Source organism: Mycobacterium sp. P4_H6 (assembly GCF_056400845.1).
In genome coordinates, this window is sequence record NZ_JBFUKN010000070.1 from 1 (window position 1) to 17568 (window position 17568).

The window sequence follows — 17568 nt, forward strand, 5'->3', positions numbered from 1 at the left end:
GAGTTTGACCATGACCCTCACCCCCGCTCCGCCCGCACCCAAAACTGTGGGCCCGATGGAGTTGTTCGACATCGATCGGTTGCTGGACGACGACGAGCGCGACATTGCCGCCACGGTGCGCAAGTTCGTCGAGACCCGCCTGCGGCCCAACGTCGACGGGTGGTTCGAATCCGGCACTCTGCCAAAGGAATTGGCCAAAGAATTCGGCAGCCTCGGAGTGCTGGGGATGCATCTGGACGGCTACGGCTGCGCCGGGACCAACGCCGTCAGCTACGGGTTGGCCTGTCTCGAACTAGAAGCCGGTGACAGTGGCTTCCGCAGCTTCGTTTCGGTGCAGGGTTCGCTGTCGATGTTCTCGATCCACCGTTACGGCTCCGAAGAGCAGAAGAACGAGTGGCTGCCCAGATTGGCCGCCGGTGACGCTGTGGGCTGCTTCGGACTGACGGAACCCGATTTCGGTTCCAACCCCGCCGGGATGCGTACCCGCGCGCGGCGCGACGGTACTGACTGGGTGCTCAATGGCACAAAAATGTGGATCACCAACGGCAACCTCGCCGATGTCGCTACCGTATGGGCTCAGACTGACGACGGGGTGCGTGGATTCCTCGTGCCCACCGACACCCCGGGGTTCACCGCCAACGAGATCCACCGGAAGCTCTCGCTGCGGGCGTCCGTGACATCGGAGTTGGTGCTGGACAACGTGCGGTTGCCGGCCTCGGCGCAGCTGCCGCACGCCACGAGCCTCAGCGCACCGCTGTCATGTCTCAACGAAGCCCGGTTCGGGATCGTTTTCGGCGCACTGGGCGCCGCCCGGGACAGCCTGGAAACCACCATTGCCTACACGCAGACCCGCGAAGTGTTCGACCGGCCGCTGTCGGGTTTCCAGCTCACCCAGGAGAAGCTGGCCAACATGACGTTGGAGTTGGGCAAAGGGGTGCTGCTGGCCCTGCATCTCGGCCGGATTAAAGACGCTGCCGACGTACGTCCCGAGCAGGTGTCGTTGGGCAAACTCAACAATGTCCGCGAAGCGATCAAGATCGCCCGGGAATGCCGCACTCTGCTCGGTGGCAGCGGCATCACCTTGGAGTACTCACCACTGCGCCATGCCAACAACCTTGAATCGGTGCTCACCTACGAAGGCACTTCCGAGATGCACCTACTCTCCATCGGCAAGGCTCTGACCGGCCAGGCCGCCTTCCGGTAATACCTTCCCCCCGCAATCTGAATGGGATTCTCAATGACCGCCTTCACCCCCGTATCTCTGCAGCACCTCATCGCCGGTGAGTGGGTGTCAGGCAGCGGCGACGAGGTGCGCAGCATCAACCCCGCCCGGCCCCAGATGGTCGTCGCGCGTGGAGGTGCGGCCACCACCGCCGACCTCGACACCGCCGTAACAGCGGCCGGCGAGGCCGCCGCCGGTTGGGCGAGCACCCCCATGCATCAGCGGGGCGCCGTGCTATTGGCCGCGGCCGGGATCGTCGAGCGCAACGCCGCCGATTGGGGCCTGGATCTGGCCATGGAGGAAGGTAAGACCAAAGCCGAAGGCGTCGGCGAGGTACTGCGGGCGGCTCAGATTTTGCGCTACTTCGGTAACGAGGGCGACCGTCAAGCCGGAGAGATCTATTCATCCCCGCGGGCCGGCGAGCAGATCTTGGTGACCCGCAGACCTGTCGGCGTGGTCGGTGTGATCACCCCATTTAATTTCCCGATCGCCATCCCGACCTGGAAAATCGCCCCGGCTCTGATCTACGGCAACACAGTGGTGTGGAAACCGGCCAGCACGGTTCCGTTGCTTGCCGTGCATCTGGCCTCGGCGCTGCACACAGCGGGCCTTCCCGCAGGAGCGCTCAATCTGCTCATCGGTGGCTCTCACCTCGGTGATGGCATCGTCAACCACCCGGGCGTCGACGCCGTCACTTTCACCGGTTCCACCGGCATCGGACGCCGCATTGCTGCCGCGGCCGCAGCGCGGGGGGTGCCGGCACAGTGCGAGATGGGCGGCAAGAACGCCGCCATAGTCTTCGACGACGCCGATCTGGACCTCGCAGTCGAGCAGGTGATCCTTGGGGCCTTCCGTTCCGCGGGCCAAAAATGCACGGCGACATCACGATTGATCCTCACCGAAGGCATCGCCGAGCGCTTCCTCGCCGCGTTGGCCGACCGCGTCGAGACCCTCGTGGTCGGGGACCCCGCCGACGACGCGACCCAGATGGGGCCGGTGGTCAACGACTCGGCTCACACGTCGATCTCGGCCGGTATCGCCACCGCCGCTGCTCAGGGCGCCTCGACGATCGCAGGCGGGCGAATCGATCTCGACGAGCCTTTGCGTGGCGGCTACTTCATCGCGCCTACCGTCGTGGAGATCGGTGGACAACCGGCTGACATCTGGACCGACGAACTCTTCGGCCCGGTGCTGGCTGTGCGCCGTGCAGCGGATGCCGAAGCAGCTTTCTCGCTCGCCAATGACAGCGAGTTCGGGCTTTCGGCAGCGGTTTTCACCCAGGATCTGACTCGAGCATTACAGGCCGTCGACCACATTGATGTCGGCGTACTGCACGTCAATTCCGAGTCCGCCGGCGCCGACCCGCACGTGCCGTTCGGTGGCGCCAAGAAGAGCGGTCTCGGACCCAAGGAGCAGGGTTCGGCCGCGCGTGAGTTCTTCACCCACACCACCACGGTGTACCTGCGCGGCGGAGCACCCCAACGATGAGCGCATCAGCACTCGACGGTGTGGTGGTCGTCGACTTCAGCCGGGTTCTGGCAGGACCGTACGCAACCATGATGCTGGGCGATTTCGGCGCCGATATCATCAAGATAGAACGCCCCGGCGTCGGTGACGATACGCGCGAATGGGGACCACCCTACGATGCAGCCGGGGTGGCCACATATTTCAATTCCGTCAATCGCAACAAGCGTTCCGTCGTTCTGGACCTCACTGATCCCGCCGATGTAGCCCGTGCCCGTGACTTGGTAGCCGACGCCGATATCGTTGTCGAGAACTTCCGTCCCGGAACCATGGAGAAACTGGGCTTGGGCTACGACGCCCTCAAAGAGACGAAACCTGACCTGATCTACTGTGCCATCACCGGATTCGGTCGCGATGGCGGCGCCGATCTGCCCGGCTACGACCTCTTGGTGCAGGCTGTCGGCGGATTGATGAGCATCACCGGTCCGACCCCCGATGCGCCGACGAAAGTCGGTGTCGCCGTGGTCGACGTTCTTGCCGGCATGCACGCGACCACCGGAATTCTCCTGGCGCTGGCACACCGCGAGCGCACCGGCGAAGGCCAACGTGTCGACACCAACCTGCTCGCGGTGCTGCTGTCGTCGATGGTCAATCAGGCCTCGGGCTATCTCGGTGCCGGCGCGGTGCCGGTCATCATGGGCAACCGTCACCCCAGCATTGCCCCGTATCAGACGTTTTCCACCGCCGACCGGCCCATCGCACTGGCCGTCGGCAACGACAAACAGTTCGGTCTGCTGGCCCGTGCGGTCGGGCTGGACTCGCTGGCCGTCGATGAGCGTTTCGCTACCAATACACTGCGGGTCGCCAACCGGGATGTGTTGTGCGAGATCCTGACTCCGGTCTTGCTCACCCACGGTGCTGATCACTGGTACACGCTGCTCACCGGAGTCGGGGTCCCGGCAGGACCGATCAACGACATGCCCGAGGCTTTTGCGTTCGCCGACAAACTCGGTCTCGCGGCCACCGTGTCCATCCCAGGTAGCCCAGCCCCACAAGTGGCCAATCCGATCTCGATGTCGGCAACTCCACCGACCTACCGCAGCGCCCCGCCACGGTTGGGAGCAGGAGACCCCACAAAAACAGCGCGTGCTTAAACACGTGAACTGGCTGTCCAATTCACTGGCTCGGCGGCGGCGAAGTCGACCCAAGCCTCCACGCCTTGTYGCCGACGTAGCCCACCTCTGCGGGGCTGACGACGGGCCTGTCTCGGTGCAATCCTCACCCGCGCCGTACTCGGCCACTGCCCGACCTCGATCCGGCTCCAGTGCAGGGACCGGTTGAACCGGTACCTGGCCGTTATCATTGCAGGTGAAATGGGACTGATCGTGGCTGACAAGCGTGCGGCGGCACACAACGATTGCGACGTACCGTGACGATGACCGTCCGCCGTCTGGCGCACGTCGGTGATCTCGGTCTGACGCTCGTCGCGGGTCAGGAGAACAGCGATCGCACTATCACCTGGGCTCACGCCATTGAACTGAGCGACCCCTCCCCCTACCTTTCCGGTGGGGAGCTCGTCATGACCACCGGAATGAGTGTCGGCGTCACCGAAGCGGAGCAGTTCGACTACATGGCGCGTCTTTCGCGCACCGGTGTGGCGGCTCTGGCCTTCGACACCGGAACCACCTTCGCCCATGTCCCTGCCGGTATTGTCTCCGCCGGAGACGCGCTCGGCATGCCCGTCCTCGCTGTTCCCGCCCACACACCGTTCATTGCAATTACCCGCGCCGTCATCGACGAAGTGACTGCCGATGAGCTCAGGTCAGTCCAACGAATCGTCGATCAACAAGAAGTGATGGCGCGAGCGGCCCTGCGTAACGGGACGCCGGCCGTCGTGAACGCGCTGAGTAAGGCGCTGTCGGCAACCATCGTCGTCGTCGGCTCCGACGGCGCGGTACTTGCCGCTGAGGGCCCCGAGATCGACAGAGTGGCAGCGGTATGCCGTAGGCACGTTGCCGGCATCCACACCCGCGGAACCCGCGTTGCCTCCAGCAAGGTGGTAGCTGAGGGCCAGGGTTACTGCACGCTGCAATCCCTGCGGGCGACCCCAACACTGCGCGGCCATCTGGCAGTGCGTACCGACCATCCGCTCAGCCCGCCAGACCGCCTTCTGGTCTCCCACGCCGTCGCGCTCATCTCGATCGAGTTGGACAAGCCGGCTCGGGTTCTCGACGCAGAACAGCGTTTACGTGCCGCAGTGACGCGGTTGGCGATCGCCGAACCTGCCGCGATCGACGCCGGCGTACTGCGCTACTTCGGCTTTGCCCCTGAAGATCCGATCGTCGTGGCGGTATTCACGCACACCGGGCCCGCGCTGGCCGCAGAACGGCACGCTCAACGTGTACTCGACGACCGCACCGTGCCGTACCTGTTGTGCACGGGCAGTGACGAAACCATCGTCGTCCTACCCGCAGACAGTTCATTGCCGGCCACCGAACTCCGACAAGCCCTGGGTGCGCAGCTTCAACGCTCGCTCGGTGGCGGCCTGAGTCTGCCCGGCTCCTTCGACACCGTGAATCTCGGCGCGGATCAGGCGCGCGCCGCGGCACGCGCCCACCCTGACAGTGAGTTTCGCGAGTTCGGCGACCTCGGCGTGTTCGGGGTGATCCTCGGAAACCGCACCAACGCTGAACTCGACCTACTTGCGCGCATGCTGCATCCCCTCGCTGCCGCTGACCGGGACGCGAATTCGCGCAGCGACAGTCTGCTGGCAACCCTGGAAACGTATCTGCGGCACAACGGTCACATAGAGAGTGCCGCAGCCGACCTGGGAATCCATCGCCACACCCTGCGTAACCGGCTCGTCAAGATCAGCGGACTCACCAACAGTGACCTCAGCACCGCCGATGCCCGAGCTGAACTGTGGTTGGCGATCAAAGCACGTGACCTGCGCTCGCTTGGAACGTCAGGAAACGCAGATCGTCAGTGAAAGAGCTTGCGGGCCTGGCTTCTCCAGGCTGAATTGTGACCGCCTGACCCTCGCGCGTGGAGCGCTGGCGCCAAACTCGGCTGCGAGCACGACGACGGTAACTATCTATCGCTCTGCAGGAATGAGTCTGCGATGAACGCCACCGACAGACCAGTGACAGCCAACACCACACCGGGCAACGTTGTTATCCACCAGGCGGTGGTGAGAACCCCGCGGCCCTCATACATGATGGCCCCCCATTCGGGGGTGGGCGGCTGGACACCGGCGCCGAGGAAGGACAATGAGGCGATCGTGACGATGATGAGCATGAAGTCCGCTACGGCGTAGCTTCCTGTTGCGCGAATGACACCAGGCATCAAGTGCCGCAGAACAACCCGCCATTGCGGATACCCAGAGATCCTGGCCGCGACGACATAGTCCGTCTCGTTGAGGACCCGCGATTCGTTTCGGGCCAGCCGAGCGTAGACCGTCCAGTCCACAATGATGATCGCCCCGACGATTGCCGGTACACCAGCAGGTATCGGACCAAGCGTGCGACTGTAGCCAATGATGACAACCAGTGCCAGCACCAGTATCACGAAGGGAAATGCAACAATCCCGTCGACAATTCGCATGACGACCGTGTCGGGCCACCGTCGACTTCCCGAACCCACCACCGTCCCTATGATGCTGCCGATCACCATGCAGGCCACCACGGCGGCGAATCCCGCCATCAGATCGAGTCGTCCCGCCACGAAGACCCTGACGAACAGGTCGCGGCCCACGGTGTCTGTGCCGAACCAGTGCTGTGTCGACGGCGGCTGCGAGGGATTACCCACGATGTCGTTGGGCCCGTACGGGCTCAGCATCGGCGCCACGATGCACAGCATCACGACGGTGCCCAGCATGAGGTAGCCGGCCCACCGTTCCCAATGGCGCTGGGGGGTGCCTGAGCCGCGACGCAGAAGGCGCGCTCGTGCAGACAGGCCGTTACTCGCACTCGGTGTGCTCAAAATGTCAACTGCGGTCACTGGCGGACTTCCTTCCCCGCGGATCTGCGAGGCCGACGATCAAGTCGGCAACCAGATTTGCGGCGATGATGATCAAGGCGGTAGCCAGAGCAATGCCTTGGATCACCGGATAGTCGCGCTGATTCACGGCAGCGATCAGCTCCTGACCTATCCCCGGCAGCCCGAAGATCGCTTCGACCACGACGGCGCTCGCAATCAGTACACCGACGTTGTAGCCGAGCAGGGTGATGACCGGCAGCAGGCTGTTGGGCAGGACGTGTGCGAACGCCAACCGCATCGGCGCCAGCCCTCGCGAATAACTGGCTTCCATCCAGGCCTGTTGCGACGCGGTAATCGCCGCGGCCCTCACCGCACGGGTGAGGATGGGCACAAGATAGCCGGCCAACGCCAGACTCGGCAAGATCGCATACTGGAGATTCTCCGGCCAGTACCCAGCCCACCCGCCGGCGGGAAACAGCGGGGTCTTGAGCGCAAGGGTCAATAGCAGCAGCAGGCCCAGGAAAAACGGTGGCAGCGTCAACAGAACGGTCATCACGGCTCGGGTCACCAAGTCCGCCGCGCCGCGGCGTAAACCGGTCCAGAGCCCCAGCGGCACCGCGATCAGCGTCGAGATCACCATCGTGATTGCCACCACCGGCAACGTCACGCTCAACGAAGTGCCGATGATCGACATCACACTGCGTCCCCCGCCGGAGAACGATCTGCCGAGATCGCCTCGTATCACGTCGGCGATGTAATTCAGAAACTGCGAGTACAGCGGCTGATTCAGATTCAGCGACTCTCGCAATGCTTGTTTGGCTGCATCGCTGCCTTTGCTACCCAAAATCGCGGTCGCAGGATCGCCGGGGACCACACGCACGAGCAGAAACGTGAGGACCACCACGACGAACGCAACCACCATCGCCTGCCCGATCAGTCTGATCAAGCGCGCGCCCGCGCCGGCATTGGGGCTGCGTAGCCGATTGCGTAGACGGCGCGCGGATGTAGTAGTCAGCGTGCCACCTCCTGAACTCTTGGCCCTTCGGGACCGATCATGGGTCGAGCGTAAGCAGGCCGCTTCCATGCGCGGTCTTAGAAATTGACCAACTTGGCTGTGCCAGCTTGGAAAATGCGCGACATCCACCCGCTCGTACAGTTGGTCACAAGGGCGGCATCGGTTCGGGCACCCCTCGTTGGAAGCCACCCGCTTGCCGCGTTCTAGCTACGGTAACCACCGCAATCAGGGTGACCAGTGTCAGAGCGGTCACCATGATCACCGTCGCGTTAGGCCCCCACCGCCCTAGTCCGGTACCAGCAAGCACCGCGCCAACCGTCTCACCGCCACCCCAGGTCACCGCTGAAATCGCCGTGCAAAACTGCAACGACCACCCCGCATCCTCCCCGGAGCGAGTCAATGCGGTTTGGCCAGAGACGAAGCACACGAACAGCACCGTCAGCGTGGCAACAGTCGCCGAGGCGTACAGCGGCCACGACCCCAACATCGGTGTCAACGCGAACAAGACGACCGTGACGATGCAACTACCGATCAGCGGAGTGGCTGCGCCAAACCTGTCCACCCCGATCCCCGCCAGCGCGCTGACCGAGATGGTGGCTACCGCCGCCACAATGAAGACCGCGCCAATGCTGAGATCTGCTGCACCCAGGCCAGACAACCACAAAGGGCCGACCACGTTGACCATGCCGATACACATCCCAGAATACGCGACCACCCAGATGCCGAGAAACGCCACCGACCGTGGTGCTGAGCCGGTTTGTCCGGCACCCGGGGCCGAGTCTGAGCGAGAATAGTAGGACGGGGCGACCAGGAGTAGCACCCACACGGTGACGCACAAGCACATCGCCGCTACCGTGAGATAGCTGATTGGGCGGCCGATCTGAGTAGCCAGTGTGCCGATCGCCGGTCCAGCGACGGTCCCGATGAAGGTGTAGCTCAGCGCCCGCCCCAGGGTCGCGCCGCGACGTTGGGGCGCGGAGGTGCTCAATAACCAAACGACGCAAGCGGTCCAGAGCAGACCCGAGGAGACGCCCTGACCCAATCGCGACATCAGCAGGACAGCACTGTCGGTGGTTACCGCGAAGACCGCGGTCGTGACCGCGAAGATCGCCAGTCCCAGTACTACGCCTGCGCGTGCAGGCAGCCTGCGCAACAGCGGGATACACAAGAGTGATCCGAGTACCAAGCCACCGCTGTAGCCCGACATCAGCAACCCCGACGCGGTCGGCGAGAGACCAAACTGGCGTGTTAGTTGCGGTAGTTGCGGCACGAGCGCTGAGTACAGCGCACCTTCGACCACAATTGCCAGCACAATGGCGACGAACAATTGGCGCGACATCGGTCGTGCGTTCTCGGTGACCATGATGGTCTTAATACAACGCCAACCGGCAGCCGGCCAGAATGGGCAACGTGCGACCGCGCGAGCGATGAACTTGTCGATTGCACAATTGCCCTACCGAGCTATCCGGCCATCCGCGTCAACACCGGCGACGTTGCGCCAGCGGTAGGTTCGCGTGAACCATCCGCCCATCGCTGCCCCATCGCCACATAAAGCGCCATCAACGCACTCGGCTTACGAAGGTCACTCCCGAGAAGCTCTTCAGCTCGCCGTAGCCGATAGCGCACCGAGTTTGCATGGATTCCCAGTGCCGTTGCTGTGCAGTTGACACTGAAATCAGACTTCAAGAATGCCAGCACGGTGTCGAGGTAAAGCGGCTGCTCGATGAGCGGGCCCAGCCATTGGTGCACGCGGTCCCCGATACGGTCCAGAGGTAACTCCGCGAGCAGCAGGTCCGGCAACGACAGGCTGTCATAACGTGCGACGGGGGCCGCGACGGCGGAGCTGCGGCGCATCACCGAAGCGTCAGTCCACGACCGCGGCACCTCGGTGGGGTGGGTGACTGTCCGTCCAACCAGGAGGCTGTCCACGCTCCACGCGTTGACGCGGCGCGCCAAGGTGGCGTCGTCGGGCGAACCGAATATCAGGATCGCCACGGCGCCTTCGTGCACCGTCGCAACGTTTGCTTCGTAGGAGTAGTTCACCGCACGCACCGAGGCTTCTGGGCTTCTGCTGTCTGCCAGCGCCACGGCGTACTGAGTGCGGTCGAAGCCCAGCTGGGCCAGCCGTCTCATTGCTGTCTCGGCCTCCCCCGGTTCACCGTTCGCCAGGAGCGTGTCGAACGCCGCTCGGGCGGCCGCAGCTTGCTGTGACACTTCCAGCGTGCACAAGCGATCCGCCATCTTGAACAACGGCGCGCTCGATAAGGCCACCGGCTCGAGTAAGTCAGGCAGCGGTGAGTGGCGCGGACTGCAGAAAATGACCGCATCATCCTCATCGACAGTGCCGAGCCGGAGCACGATGCCATGCCAGTCGTCGAGCTCGAACCGGGCAAGCTCCTGGCGTCCTCGCGCAACGGCCAACACCTCGTCCGTCGGAATGGAGTCGTTACCCGTGCGATACTGGCCGTCGCGCACCAGCGTTGTCTCACAGTCCAGCACTCGCGCCAAGCGGCGCACCAAGGCCGGTTCGGGCGCGCTGTCGGCGAACGCCGACATCAACAGTCGGTCAATCGCCGCCACCTTCATGGCCGCTGTCCCATTGAGCGTCTGAACCTGTTTCCACACGTATTGGGTAAGGGCGCAGATCTGATCGGTACTGCTCAACTCCAAGACCGCAACCCCCACCTTCTCGGCCTGCTCAACCAGAGCCTGCGGCACGTCTCGGTTCATCGCCGCGGGTGCGAGTATCAGTGCCGCGCACCGAGCCCTGTCAAGGTCGCTGATGAGTGCGCACTGCTCATCCGCGCTCGCAAACGCAACTCCTGTGCACAACACAGCCCACTGTTCAGCCGCGACGCGGTCAACGTCGCCCATGTCGCAGGTGACCAACCCGGCGATCTCGACTTCGGTGTGGTCCGGCCCGCCCGCCACCAACCTCAGATCCAGACCAGACCCAACGAGTAAGTCGTGCACGGTAAATCGACTCAATGCAACCACCAGAACCGCCGGACCTTTCAAACGAAGGGTAGCGGGGCCATGTCATGCGACCACCACAAGAAGTAACAAACGGTACTTCACTGTGGCGGCAACCACACCGGAAATGATGAATATCTTGTAACATTCACAAGCCGCGGCATTGCTCATGTCATATGCGGGGTTTCACGTACCGATCTGGGTGTGGGCACTGCGTTGCCTCGAGGGAAACACTGGCTCCCACTACCTGGTGGGCGAGTTGCACACTGCCGCACCTTTCAGCGGTATGTCGCACCGAGGTTGTTGCACCGCATAGGAATTGCGCGACGCGAAACGGTGGGATCCGACTTCAGGCATGGCCGGTTGCTATATCGGCCGGAATCAGCACCGCGGATTGTCGTATTGGTCGAAGCCGAAGCGCACTGCATCTGCGGGGACAGCCGAGGTCCGCCGTGAGGACGCGACATCATTGGACAACACGCGCATCAAATGCGGCGTCGATTGTCATTCGCACAATTTGTGCCCCTGCCGTTGTGTGCACTCTGATGGCGACCCGGACTCCTCCGCTCTAGCGTCAGCCCAGCGAGGAAGGAACCCCGTCATTGGCTCACGCGCCCTTCATTCAAACCGTCCGTGGAGCAATTGATCCTGCTTCGCTCGGCGAAACCTTGATGCACGAGCATCTTTTCCACGACTCCGCCCACTATGCCGGAYTGGACCCGCTCGCGAGCGTTGTACCCGTGAACGTTGTGCTCCAACGGCTTTCGGAGGCCCAGGCCGTGGGAGTCGAGACGCTCGTCGATGTCAGCCCGCGGGGAATCGCCCCGCCACCGCTACTGCTGGCACACGTGGCGGTCCAGACCGAACTCAATATCGTCGTAGCGACCGGCTGGTACGCCCACGACCAAGTTCAGATGCCCATATGGATGTTTCCGATGGCAGGCGGCACCGCACGCCGGGTCCGTGATGCCCTGGTCAGGGACGCGACTGACGGCATCGACGGCTCCGGCGTCAAACCCGGAATCATCAAGGTCGCGTCCAGCCTGAAGGCCATCAGCGAGATTGAGACGATGATCTTCGCCGGGGCTGCGCAAGCCCAACGCGCCACCGGTTTGGCCATTACCACCCACACCCATCACAGCAACTGGGCCGAGGAACAGGTCGACATTCTGACCGATAACGGAGCCGACCTCGACCGGGTCGTCATTGGGCATATGGGGTGGGGAGTTGGCGTGGAGGGGATCGACCGGCTCTGCGCACTCGCCGATCGGGGGGTGACCCTCGGCTTGGACATGATTGGTCTGCCAGTGCGCGACGACGCGCAGTGGGTCGAGATGGCCTACCAGTTGGTGCAAGCTGGATTCGCTGACCGCATCGCGTTGTCGCATGATCACACGGCGTGCTGCCGAGGAACCGACGGATGGCATACCTACGATAAAGGCTGGTATGTCTGTGAATTCAGCCGTGTTCATACTGCCATCCTGCCTGCGCTGCGTGACCGCGGTGTCGAGCAGAGCCAGATCGAACAGATCACGCGGCACACACCCCGGCGGATTCTCGCGGTCGACCCGGACCGCTATCCCGGCGCACGGAACACGCTGCTGCAGCCCGCTGAATTGAGATGAGGACGACTCCACGATGGTGTCCTTCAAGTTGGCACTTCGCTTTTTCGCGCTGCTGCTTTCGACAGTCTTGGTGTATATCGTCGGGTGCGGTGGACCACCTCCTTCTGAATCCGCAAATGAGGCACGAGTCACCGTCGGGTGGGCGTCCAAAGCCAGTACGTTGGACCCGGTCTTGGCTTACACCGACCCGGATTTTCAGACCGTTCATCTGATCGGCGCGGGTCTCTTCGAGTTCACCGGCGACGGTGACGTGCACCTGTCCCTCGCCCAGTCGGCTACCGAGGCCCCGAACCGGCTCTCATGGACCTTTGTTCTCCGCGACGGACTTCTGTTCTCCGACGGATCTCCACTGACAGCCGATGATGTGGTGGCCACTCTCGAGCGAGTGCGCACCAACCCCAACAACGCGTTCTCCGGGCTGGTTAGCGGCTGGCGTTCGGTAGTCAGAGTCGATGACACGACGGTACGTATCGACCTCGAGGAGCCCTTCACCGATCTGCCGTCAATCCTGTCCGAAGCGTTCACCGTGATCCTTCCCGCCAGTGGGATCGCGCAAGGCGACGCGTTCTTCGACCATCCGGTGATGGCCGGGCCGTACCGCCTGAAGTCATGGGGCGGTTCTGACACCGTAGTGATGGAGAAGAACCCCAATTACTGGGGACCTCGCGGCCTTGTCGAGGAACTCGTGTTCCGCACTGTGACCGACCCGACCACCGGAGTTGCGCAAGTCCGCACGGGCCAGATCGATATCTTCCCGCAGCTGCCGTTCGCACTACGCGATCAACTCGACGGCGGTGCGGCCGGCGAAGTTGTCGATCTCTACGGAACCATCTCTATAGCCACCAACAACGAGAAAGCCCCTTTCAACGACGAACGAGTGCGCCGCGCAGTGTCTTTGGCCGTAGATCGCGATCAGATCAACCAGGTCGCCTTTGGCGGCTCGGCTCGACCACAATCAGGATTCTGGCCCTCGGGAATCTCCGGCTGGACGGCGCAACCCGCTCCCCCGCCGGATACTGCCGCAGCCCGCGCCCAGCTTGAGGGAACACCTTGCCAGAATGGCTGTGATGTTCTGCTAATGCACAACTCCTACTACCCGTACCTCCGCGAAATGGCGACCGTTCTGCAGCAGAATCTTGAACAGGTCGGCATCCGGATACAGATCAGCTCGATGGATACCGCTACGTTCTATAACAAGGTCGGCGCCGGGGAACACCAGATCGCGCTCAGCGGCCAGTACGATTTCCTGCCTATCCCGACAGGGTTCCTATCCTACGAACTGCAATACGACAGCGGTGCATCAAATTTCTCGTTCTACGATTCCGCGGAAGCCCGCACACTCATTGACGAAGTCTTTGTAGGCGTCGGTGTCCAACGCGAGTCGGCGATGAAGGCGATCGAAAAACTCTGGGCTGCTGACACACCGTTCGTCACCGTGACCAATTACCCAGTTCTGGTGGCAAAACGCGAGAACGTCGATGACGTCCGATATACGCGGACTGGCACGATCGACGTGGCTCGACAGAGGGAATTCGCCTCGCCACGGCAGTAAACGGTCAACCGCGGCCGGAAGTCTCACGGCGACATCAGCGCACTTTGTCGCTGGAGYGGTTGGTACTACTCCGACGGATACGCCGTTGCGTAAAACGCCAAACCTGCCAAGTCAATACGCACCAGTTCGGGCTCTTGCCAGAGGCCGCTCCAACGACCTCGCCACTCCGATGCGGGAACGCTGCGAGACCGTCTGATATCCGACCAGAGCCGCGCTCGGCAAACTCATCGCATGCCGACCATCGCGACCGGTGAGTACGACGGGTGATCATGGTGGAGCAGATCCAGGACGCGGCTGAAACAAGCTGCAGGCGTCAGCCCGAACTGGACGAACATGTCGGCGGCGAGGCCTCCTTCGTACAGGTACCAACGATGCAGAAAGTCGAGCATGTCGCCGCCTCGGACGCCGCCAGACGGACGCGTGGTTTCGAGGGCTGACTCAGCCTCCATGTCGCCGAAGCACTCAGATCGATGCGGATTCGACGAGAAGCTTGGTGTAGTCCTCGGCGGGGTTTGTGAGCAGTTCCTGGGTGGGGCCGCGTTCGATGACACGGCCCTGGTAGATAACCAACGCGTGATCTGTGAGAAGCCGCACCACTCCGAGGTCGTGAGAGACCAACACCAGTCCGATGCCGCGGTCTCGCTGCAGGGTCAGTAGCAGATTGAGGATCTGCGCCTGCACTGAGACGTCGAGCGCAGAGGTGGGTTCGTCGGCAATGATGATGTCGGGGTCCGCTGCCAAGGCACGAGCGATCCCAATGCGTTGCCGCTGCCCTCCGCTGAGGCTGGCCGGTCGTCGGATCATGGCGTCTTGCGATAAGCCGGTGCTTTCGAGGATCTCTTGCGCGACGTTGCGCGCCTGTTCCTTGGCGAGGTCGCGGTGCACTTGTGCAGACTCAGTCACGGCCTGCAAGCCGGTCATGTACGGATTAAGTGATCCATACGGGTCTTGAAAGATGTACTGCACCTTGCCATGCAGTGATGACCTGCGTTTCACGTCAACCCACGGTGTTCCGTTGACGGTTACAGAGCCTTGGGTTGGATGCAGCCATCCGAGCAGCAGTCGAGCCAATGTTGTCTTACCGCTGCCGCTTTCGCCGACCAGGCCGATGGCTGATCCCGGCTCGACGGTGAGGTCGACATCACGAATTGTCAGCGGCGACTCGGGGGCGTAGGAGGTACCGGCGCCGACCGCCTCGATACGGGTGCTCATGATGCCTTCAAGACTTCCTCGAAACGGAAGCACGCCGACGCGTGATCCCTACCCACAGTTCCCAGGAGCGGCTCGGCTGCTTCACATCCGTGCTCGGCGAAGGCGCATCGCGGCCGAAAGTTGCAGCCGTGGGGTCGATGCGTCGGCGAAAGTGGAGTGCCGGGCATGACAGTCAGCGGTTGTCCGCGATCGGCGGTAGCAACTCTGGCCGACAGCAGCGCTCGGGTATAAGGGTGGGCTGCGTGATTCAGGAGGACTTTGGTCGGCCCACGTTCCACCGTTGCGCCGCTGTACATCACGACGATCTCGTGAGCAAAGTACTCCGCGAGCGAGAGGTCATGGGTGACTACCAGTAGGCCCATACCTTTCTCTTCCCGGAGTTTCGTGAGCAGATCGAGAATGGACCGCTGGACAGTTGCGTCGAGCGCGGTGGTCGGCTCATCGGCGATGAGCAACTCGGGTCGCCCCGCCAACGCCAGCGCGATCATCACGCGCTGGCGCATGCCGCCGGACAGCTGGTGCGGATAGGAGTTCATCACTCGTTCCACGTCGTGCATACGGACGTCGAGCAGCAGTTCCCTGCAACGCTGCATGGCGTCAACGTCGGGGTCGAGGTTGTTGATGGTTTCCAGGAGTTGCTTGCCGACCTTCATGACCGGGTCTAGCGAGGCAATCGAGGCCTGTGGGATGAACCCAATTCTGCGACCACGTATCTGAGCCCAGTCCCGCGGCGAAGCACCTACTAGATCCTGGCCGCGCAGAGTAATTCGGCCCCCGACGATCTGGCCTCCCAGTCGGGGTAGCAAGCCCGCGACGGCCCGACACGAGATGCTCTTTCCCGACCCGGTCTCACCGACGACAGCCAGCGCCGACCCCGTTCCGATCGACAACGAGACATCGGTCAGGACGTCGACCATGCCGATGCGGACGGCGAGATTCTCGACCTGTAGCAAGGTTGGGCCGACAGCATCCTCGTTCCCTTGCATCGTCTTGCTCCTCATTCGCGCTTGAAGTCGTACGTCCCGGCGACGGCCTGGGTGACCAGCCCTTCCTCCGGGAGATTCGCAGCTCCGAAGGTGGTCCATGGAGTCAGGTTCACATACGGAACGTCCTGAAGGAACAGCCCGCCGATCTTGGCCAGCGTTGTGGTGAGCTGTTCGCCACCCTGCTGGTTGGCGTCAGCGATCAGCTGCTCCATCTGAGGCGAGTTGTAGAACGAGAAGTTGGCGTTGCTGCCACCTTGTTGCAGCGCGTAGTTCAATAGGCCGGAGGGCTGGTTGACGTAGTCCTGCTGCACGGCGATGTACATCGGCATCTTCCCATCGGCCAACCGGCTATACAGCGTCGTCGGGTCAAGGTCCTGCAGATTCACCGTGATGCCGATCTCCGCAAGATTCTGCTTGATGATCGTCGCCATCTCGGCCTCGGCCGGGTAGCCGGAGGTAAAGAAGAGTTCGGTTGTGCAGCCGTTCTGGCAAGGTGTGCCCTGCAGCGCGTTGCGGGCGGCCGGGACGTCGCGTCCGGTCGGTGCAGACGCGTCGTAGCCCTCCATCTTCGGCGGCCAGAAGCCAGCCAGAGGCTGCGACTTGCCGCGCCACGCGATCTTGTTGATCTGCTCACGATCCACCGCCAGCGAGAGCGCCTTACGCACATTGAGGTTGTCGAAAGGTGCCAGCGTGTTGTTCGGCACCAGCGAGTAGATGCCGTACAGCTCACCGACGATCAGCTGAGCGGGCGCGGTCACCTGATCGGCCAGGCTCGGCGGGATGAAGGGCGCAAAGTTGACCTGCCCGGACCGCACCTGGCTGATGCGTGTGTTGGCGTCGGTGATGCCGGTCATCGTGATGTTCTTGACGACCGGCTTTGCCCCCCAGTAGTTCTCGTTGCGCACGAACTTTGCCTCCGAGCCGCCGCCCCAAGACTCCAACGCGAACATGCCGGCCGACACGGGTGCATCGTAGTAGTCGGAGTCGGCGGCATGCGCGGCCGGAACGATCATCGTGAAGGGGTAGGACAGCAGTGCGTCCAGCTTGGGTGCCGGCGCGGTGAGCGCCACGAGGACGGTTCTAGGGTCCGTGGCAGTGATCTGTTTCCAGTCTGCCGTCAGCGCCGCGAAGATGTTCTCCGGGTTGGTCCGAACCCGTTCCAAACTGGCAGCGACGTCGGTCGCCGTCAACGGCGAACCGTCGGAAAATTTCGAATCGGGGCGCAAGGTGAACGTCCACGTCAACCCATCGGCTGAGGCTGAGCCCGATTCGGCCAAGCCGGGGATGATGTTGCCGTCCCCGTCGTAGGCGTACAGCGTGCCCGCGATCAGGCCGACTGCGTGGACGTCGGTGTCCTGGTAGGCGAGATTGGGGTCCAGTGTCGTGATCTTGGCCGGCTCCCCCAGTACCACCGAGTCGGTCCCGGTTTGTGGTGCGCCGCCGCCACAGGCGCTCAATCCCCATACCAATGTGGTCAGCAGCGCGATGACCAGCGCCATCCTCCGATTAGTGAGCCGAGCAGCCATGGCGACAGTTCCTTC

Annotated in this window: 14 protein-coding genes; 7 read left to right on the forward strand and 7 right to left on the reverse strand. The window is 62.9% G+C overall.

The window, feature by feature from the left end; genetic code table 11:
- Nucleotides 1–10: 10 nt before the first annotated feature.
- From AC1DTF_RS23705 to AC1DTF_RS23720, 4 genes are all read left to right on the forward strand, one after another.
- Nucleotides 11–1204 (forward strand): acyl-CoA dehydrogenase family protein, encoded by a 1194-nt coding sequence (locus AC1DTF_RS23705; RefSeq protein WP_477475858.1) that lies wholly within the window; start codon nucleotides 11–13, stop codon nucleotides 1202–1204.
- Nucleotides 1205–1237: 33 nt separating this feature from the next.
- Nucleotides 1238–2710: an aldehyde dehydrogenase family protein gene (locus AC1DTF_RS23710; RefSeq protein WP_477475833.1), complete on the forward strand. Its 1473-nt coding sequence runs from the start codon at nucleotides 1238–1240 to the stop codon at nucleotides 2708–2710.
- Nucleotides 2707–3840, forward strand: coding sequence for a CaiB/BaiF CoA transferase family protein (locus AC1DTF_RS23715; RefSeq protein ID WP_477475834.1), 1134 nt, complete (start codon nucleotides 2707–2709; stop codon nucleotides 3838–3840). Before AC1DTF_RS23710 ends, AC1DTF_RS23715 begins: the two co-directional genes overlap by 4 nt.
- 281 nt (nucleotides 3841–4121) lie before the next feature.
- Entirely contained in the window at nucleotides 4122–5675 is a 1554-nt protein-coding gene (locus AC1DTF_RS23720; RefSeq protein WP_477475835.1) for a PucR family transcriptional regulator, read from the forward strand.
- Nucleotides 5676–5776: 101 nt separating this feature from the next.
- Here the strand turns inward: AC1DTF_RS23720 and AC1DTF_RS23725 are convergent, their stop codons facing one another.
- The 4 genes from AC1DTF_RS23725 to AC1DTF_RS23740 form a co-directional block, all read right to left on the reverse strand.
- A complete protein-coding gene (locus AC1DTF_RS23725) occupies nucleotides 5777–6685 on the reverse strand; it encodes an ABC transporter permease (RefSeq protein WP_477475836.1) in 909 nt (302 codons plus the stop codon).
- A complete protein-coding gene (locus AC1DTF_RS23730) occupies nucleotides 6672–7610 on the reverse strand; it encodes an ABC transporter permease (protein WP_477475837.1) in 939 nt (312 codons plus the stop codon). Before AC1DTF_RS23730 ends, AC1DTF_RS23725 begins: the two co-directional genes overlap by 14 nt.
- 214 nt (nucleotides 7611–7824) lie before the next feature.
- Complete coding sequence (locus AC1DTF_RS23735) at nucleotides 7825–9042, reverse strand: MFS transporter (RefSeq protein WP_477475838.1); 1218 nt, start codon at nucleotides 9040–9042, stop codon at nucleotides 7825–7827.
- Nucleotides 9043–9140: 98 nt separating this feature from the next.
- Nucleotides 9141–10676 carry a PucR family transcriptional regulator gene (locus AC1DTF_RS23740; RefSeq protein WP_477475839.1) on the reverse strand — a complete coding sequence of 512 codons (1536 nt, stop codon included), beginning with the start codon at nucleotides 10674–10676 and terminating at the stop codon, nucleotides 9141–9143.
- A 578-nt stretch (nucleotides 10677–11254) separates the two neighbouring features.
- Here AC1DTF_RS23740 and AC1DTF_RS23745 point away from each other — a divergent pair.
- From AC1DTF_RS23745 to AC1DTF_RS23755, 3 genes are all read left to right on the forward strand, one after another.
- Nucleotides 11255–12277: a phosphotriesterase family protein gene (locus tag AC1DTF_RS23745; protein WP_477475840.1), complete on the forward strand. Its 1023-nt coding sequence runs from the start codon at nucleotides 11255–11257 to the stop codon at nucleotides 12275–12277.
- Nucleotides 12278–12449: 172 nt separating this feature from the next.
- Entirely contained in the window at nucleotides 12450–13829 is a 1380-nt protein-coding gene (locus AC1DTF_RS23750; RefSeq protein ID WP_477475841.1) for an ABC transporter substrate-binding protein, read from the forward strand.
- A gap of 269 nt (nucleotides 13830–14098) precedes the next feature.
- Nucleotides 14099–14266 (forward strand): hypothetical protein, encoded by a 168-nt coding sequence (locus AC1DTF_RS23755; protein WP_477475842.1) that lies wholly within the window; start codon nucleotides 14099–14101, stop codon nucleotides 14264–14266.
- A 25-nt stretch (nucleotides 14267–14291) separates the two neighbouring features.
- On the opposite strand, the gene AC1DTF_RS23760 is transcribed toward AC1DTF_RS23755, so the two are convergent.
- The 3 genes from AC1DTF_RS23760 to AC1DTF_RS23770 are packed head-to-tail and all read right to left on the reverse strand — an operon-like array spanning nucleotide 14292 to nucleotide 17526.
- On the reverse strand, nucleotides 14292–15041 hold the full coding sequence (locus AC1DTF_RS23760) for an ABC transporter ATP-binding protein (protein ID WP_477475843.1): 750 nt from the start codon (nucleotides 15039–15041) through the stop codon (nucleotides 14292–14294).
- Complete coding sequence (locus tag AC1DTF_RS23765) at nucleotides 15038–16027, reverse strand: ABC transporter ATP-binding protein (protein ID WP_477475844.1); 990 nt, start codon at nucleotides 16025–16027, stop codon at nucleotides 15038–15040. Before AC1DTF_RS23765 ends, AC1DTF_RS23760 begins: the two co-directional genes overlap by 4 nt.
- A gap of 11 nt (nucleotides 16028–16038) precedes the next feature.
- Nucleotides 16039–17526 (reverse strand): ABC transporter substrate-binding protein, encoded by a 1488-nt coding sequence (locus tag AC1DTF_RS23770; RefSeq protein ID WP_477475845.1) that lies wholly within the window; start codon nucleotides 17524–17526, stop codon nucleotides 16039–16041.
- Nucleotides 17527–17568 lie beyond the last annotated feature (42 nt).

Bases quoted from the DNA above. Each gene is read 5' to 3' on its own strand.
- AC1DTF_RS23765 (WP_477475844.1), bottom strand. From the start codon at position 16,027: ATGCAAGGGAACGAGGATGCTGTCGGCCCAACCTTGCTACAGGTCGAG.
- AC1DTF_RS23705 (WP_477475858.1), top strand. From the start codon at position 11: ATGACCCTCACCCCCGCTCCGCCCGCACCCAAAACTGTGGGCCCGATG.
- AC1DTF_RS23770 (WP_477475845.1), bottom strand. From the start codon at position 17,526: ATGGCGCTGGTCATCGCGCTGCTGACCACATTGGTATGGGGATTGAGC.
- AC1DTF_RS23755 (WP_477475842.1), top strand. From the start codon at position 14,099: ATGGTGGAGCAGATCCAGGACGCGGCTGAAACAAGCTGCAGGCGTCAG.
- AC1DTF_RS23735 (WP_477475838.1), bottom strand. From the start codon at position 9,042: ATGGTCACCGAGAACGCACGACCGATGTCGCGCCAATTGTTCGTCGCC.
- AC1DTF_RS23760 (WP_477475843.1), bottom strand. From the start codon at position 15,041: ATGAGCACCCGTATCGAGGCGGTCGGCGCCGGTACCTCCTACGCCCCC.
- AC1DTF_RS23720 (WP_477475835.1), top strand. From the start codon at position 4,122: ATGACCGTCCGCCGTCTGGCGCACGTCGGTGATCTCGGTCTGACGCTC.
- AC1DTF_RS23715 (WP_477475834.1), top strand. From the start codon at position 2,707: ATGAGCGCATCAGCACTCGACGGTGTGGTGGTCGTCGACTTCAGCCGG.
- AC1DTF_RS23710 (WP_477475833.1), top strand. From the start codon at position 1,238: ATGACCGCCTTCACCCCCGTATCTCTGCAGCACCTCATCGCCGGTGAG.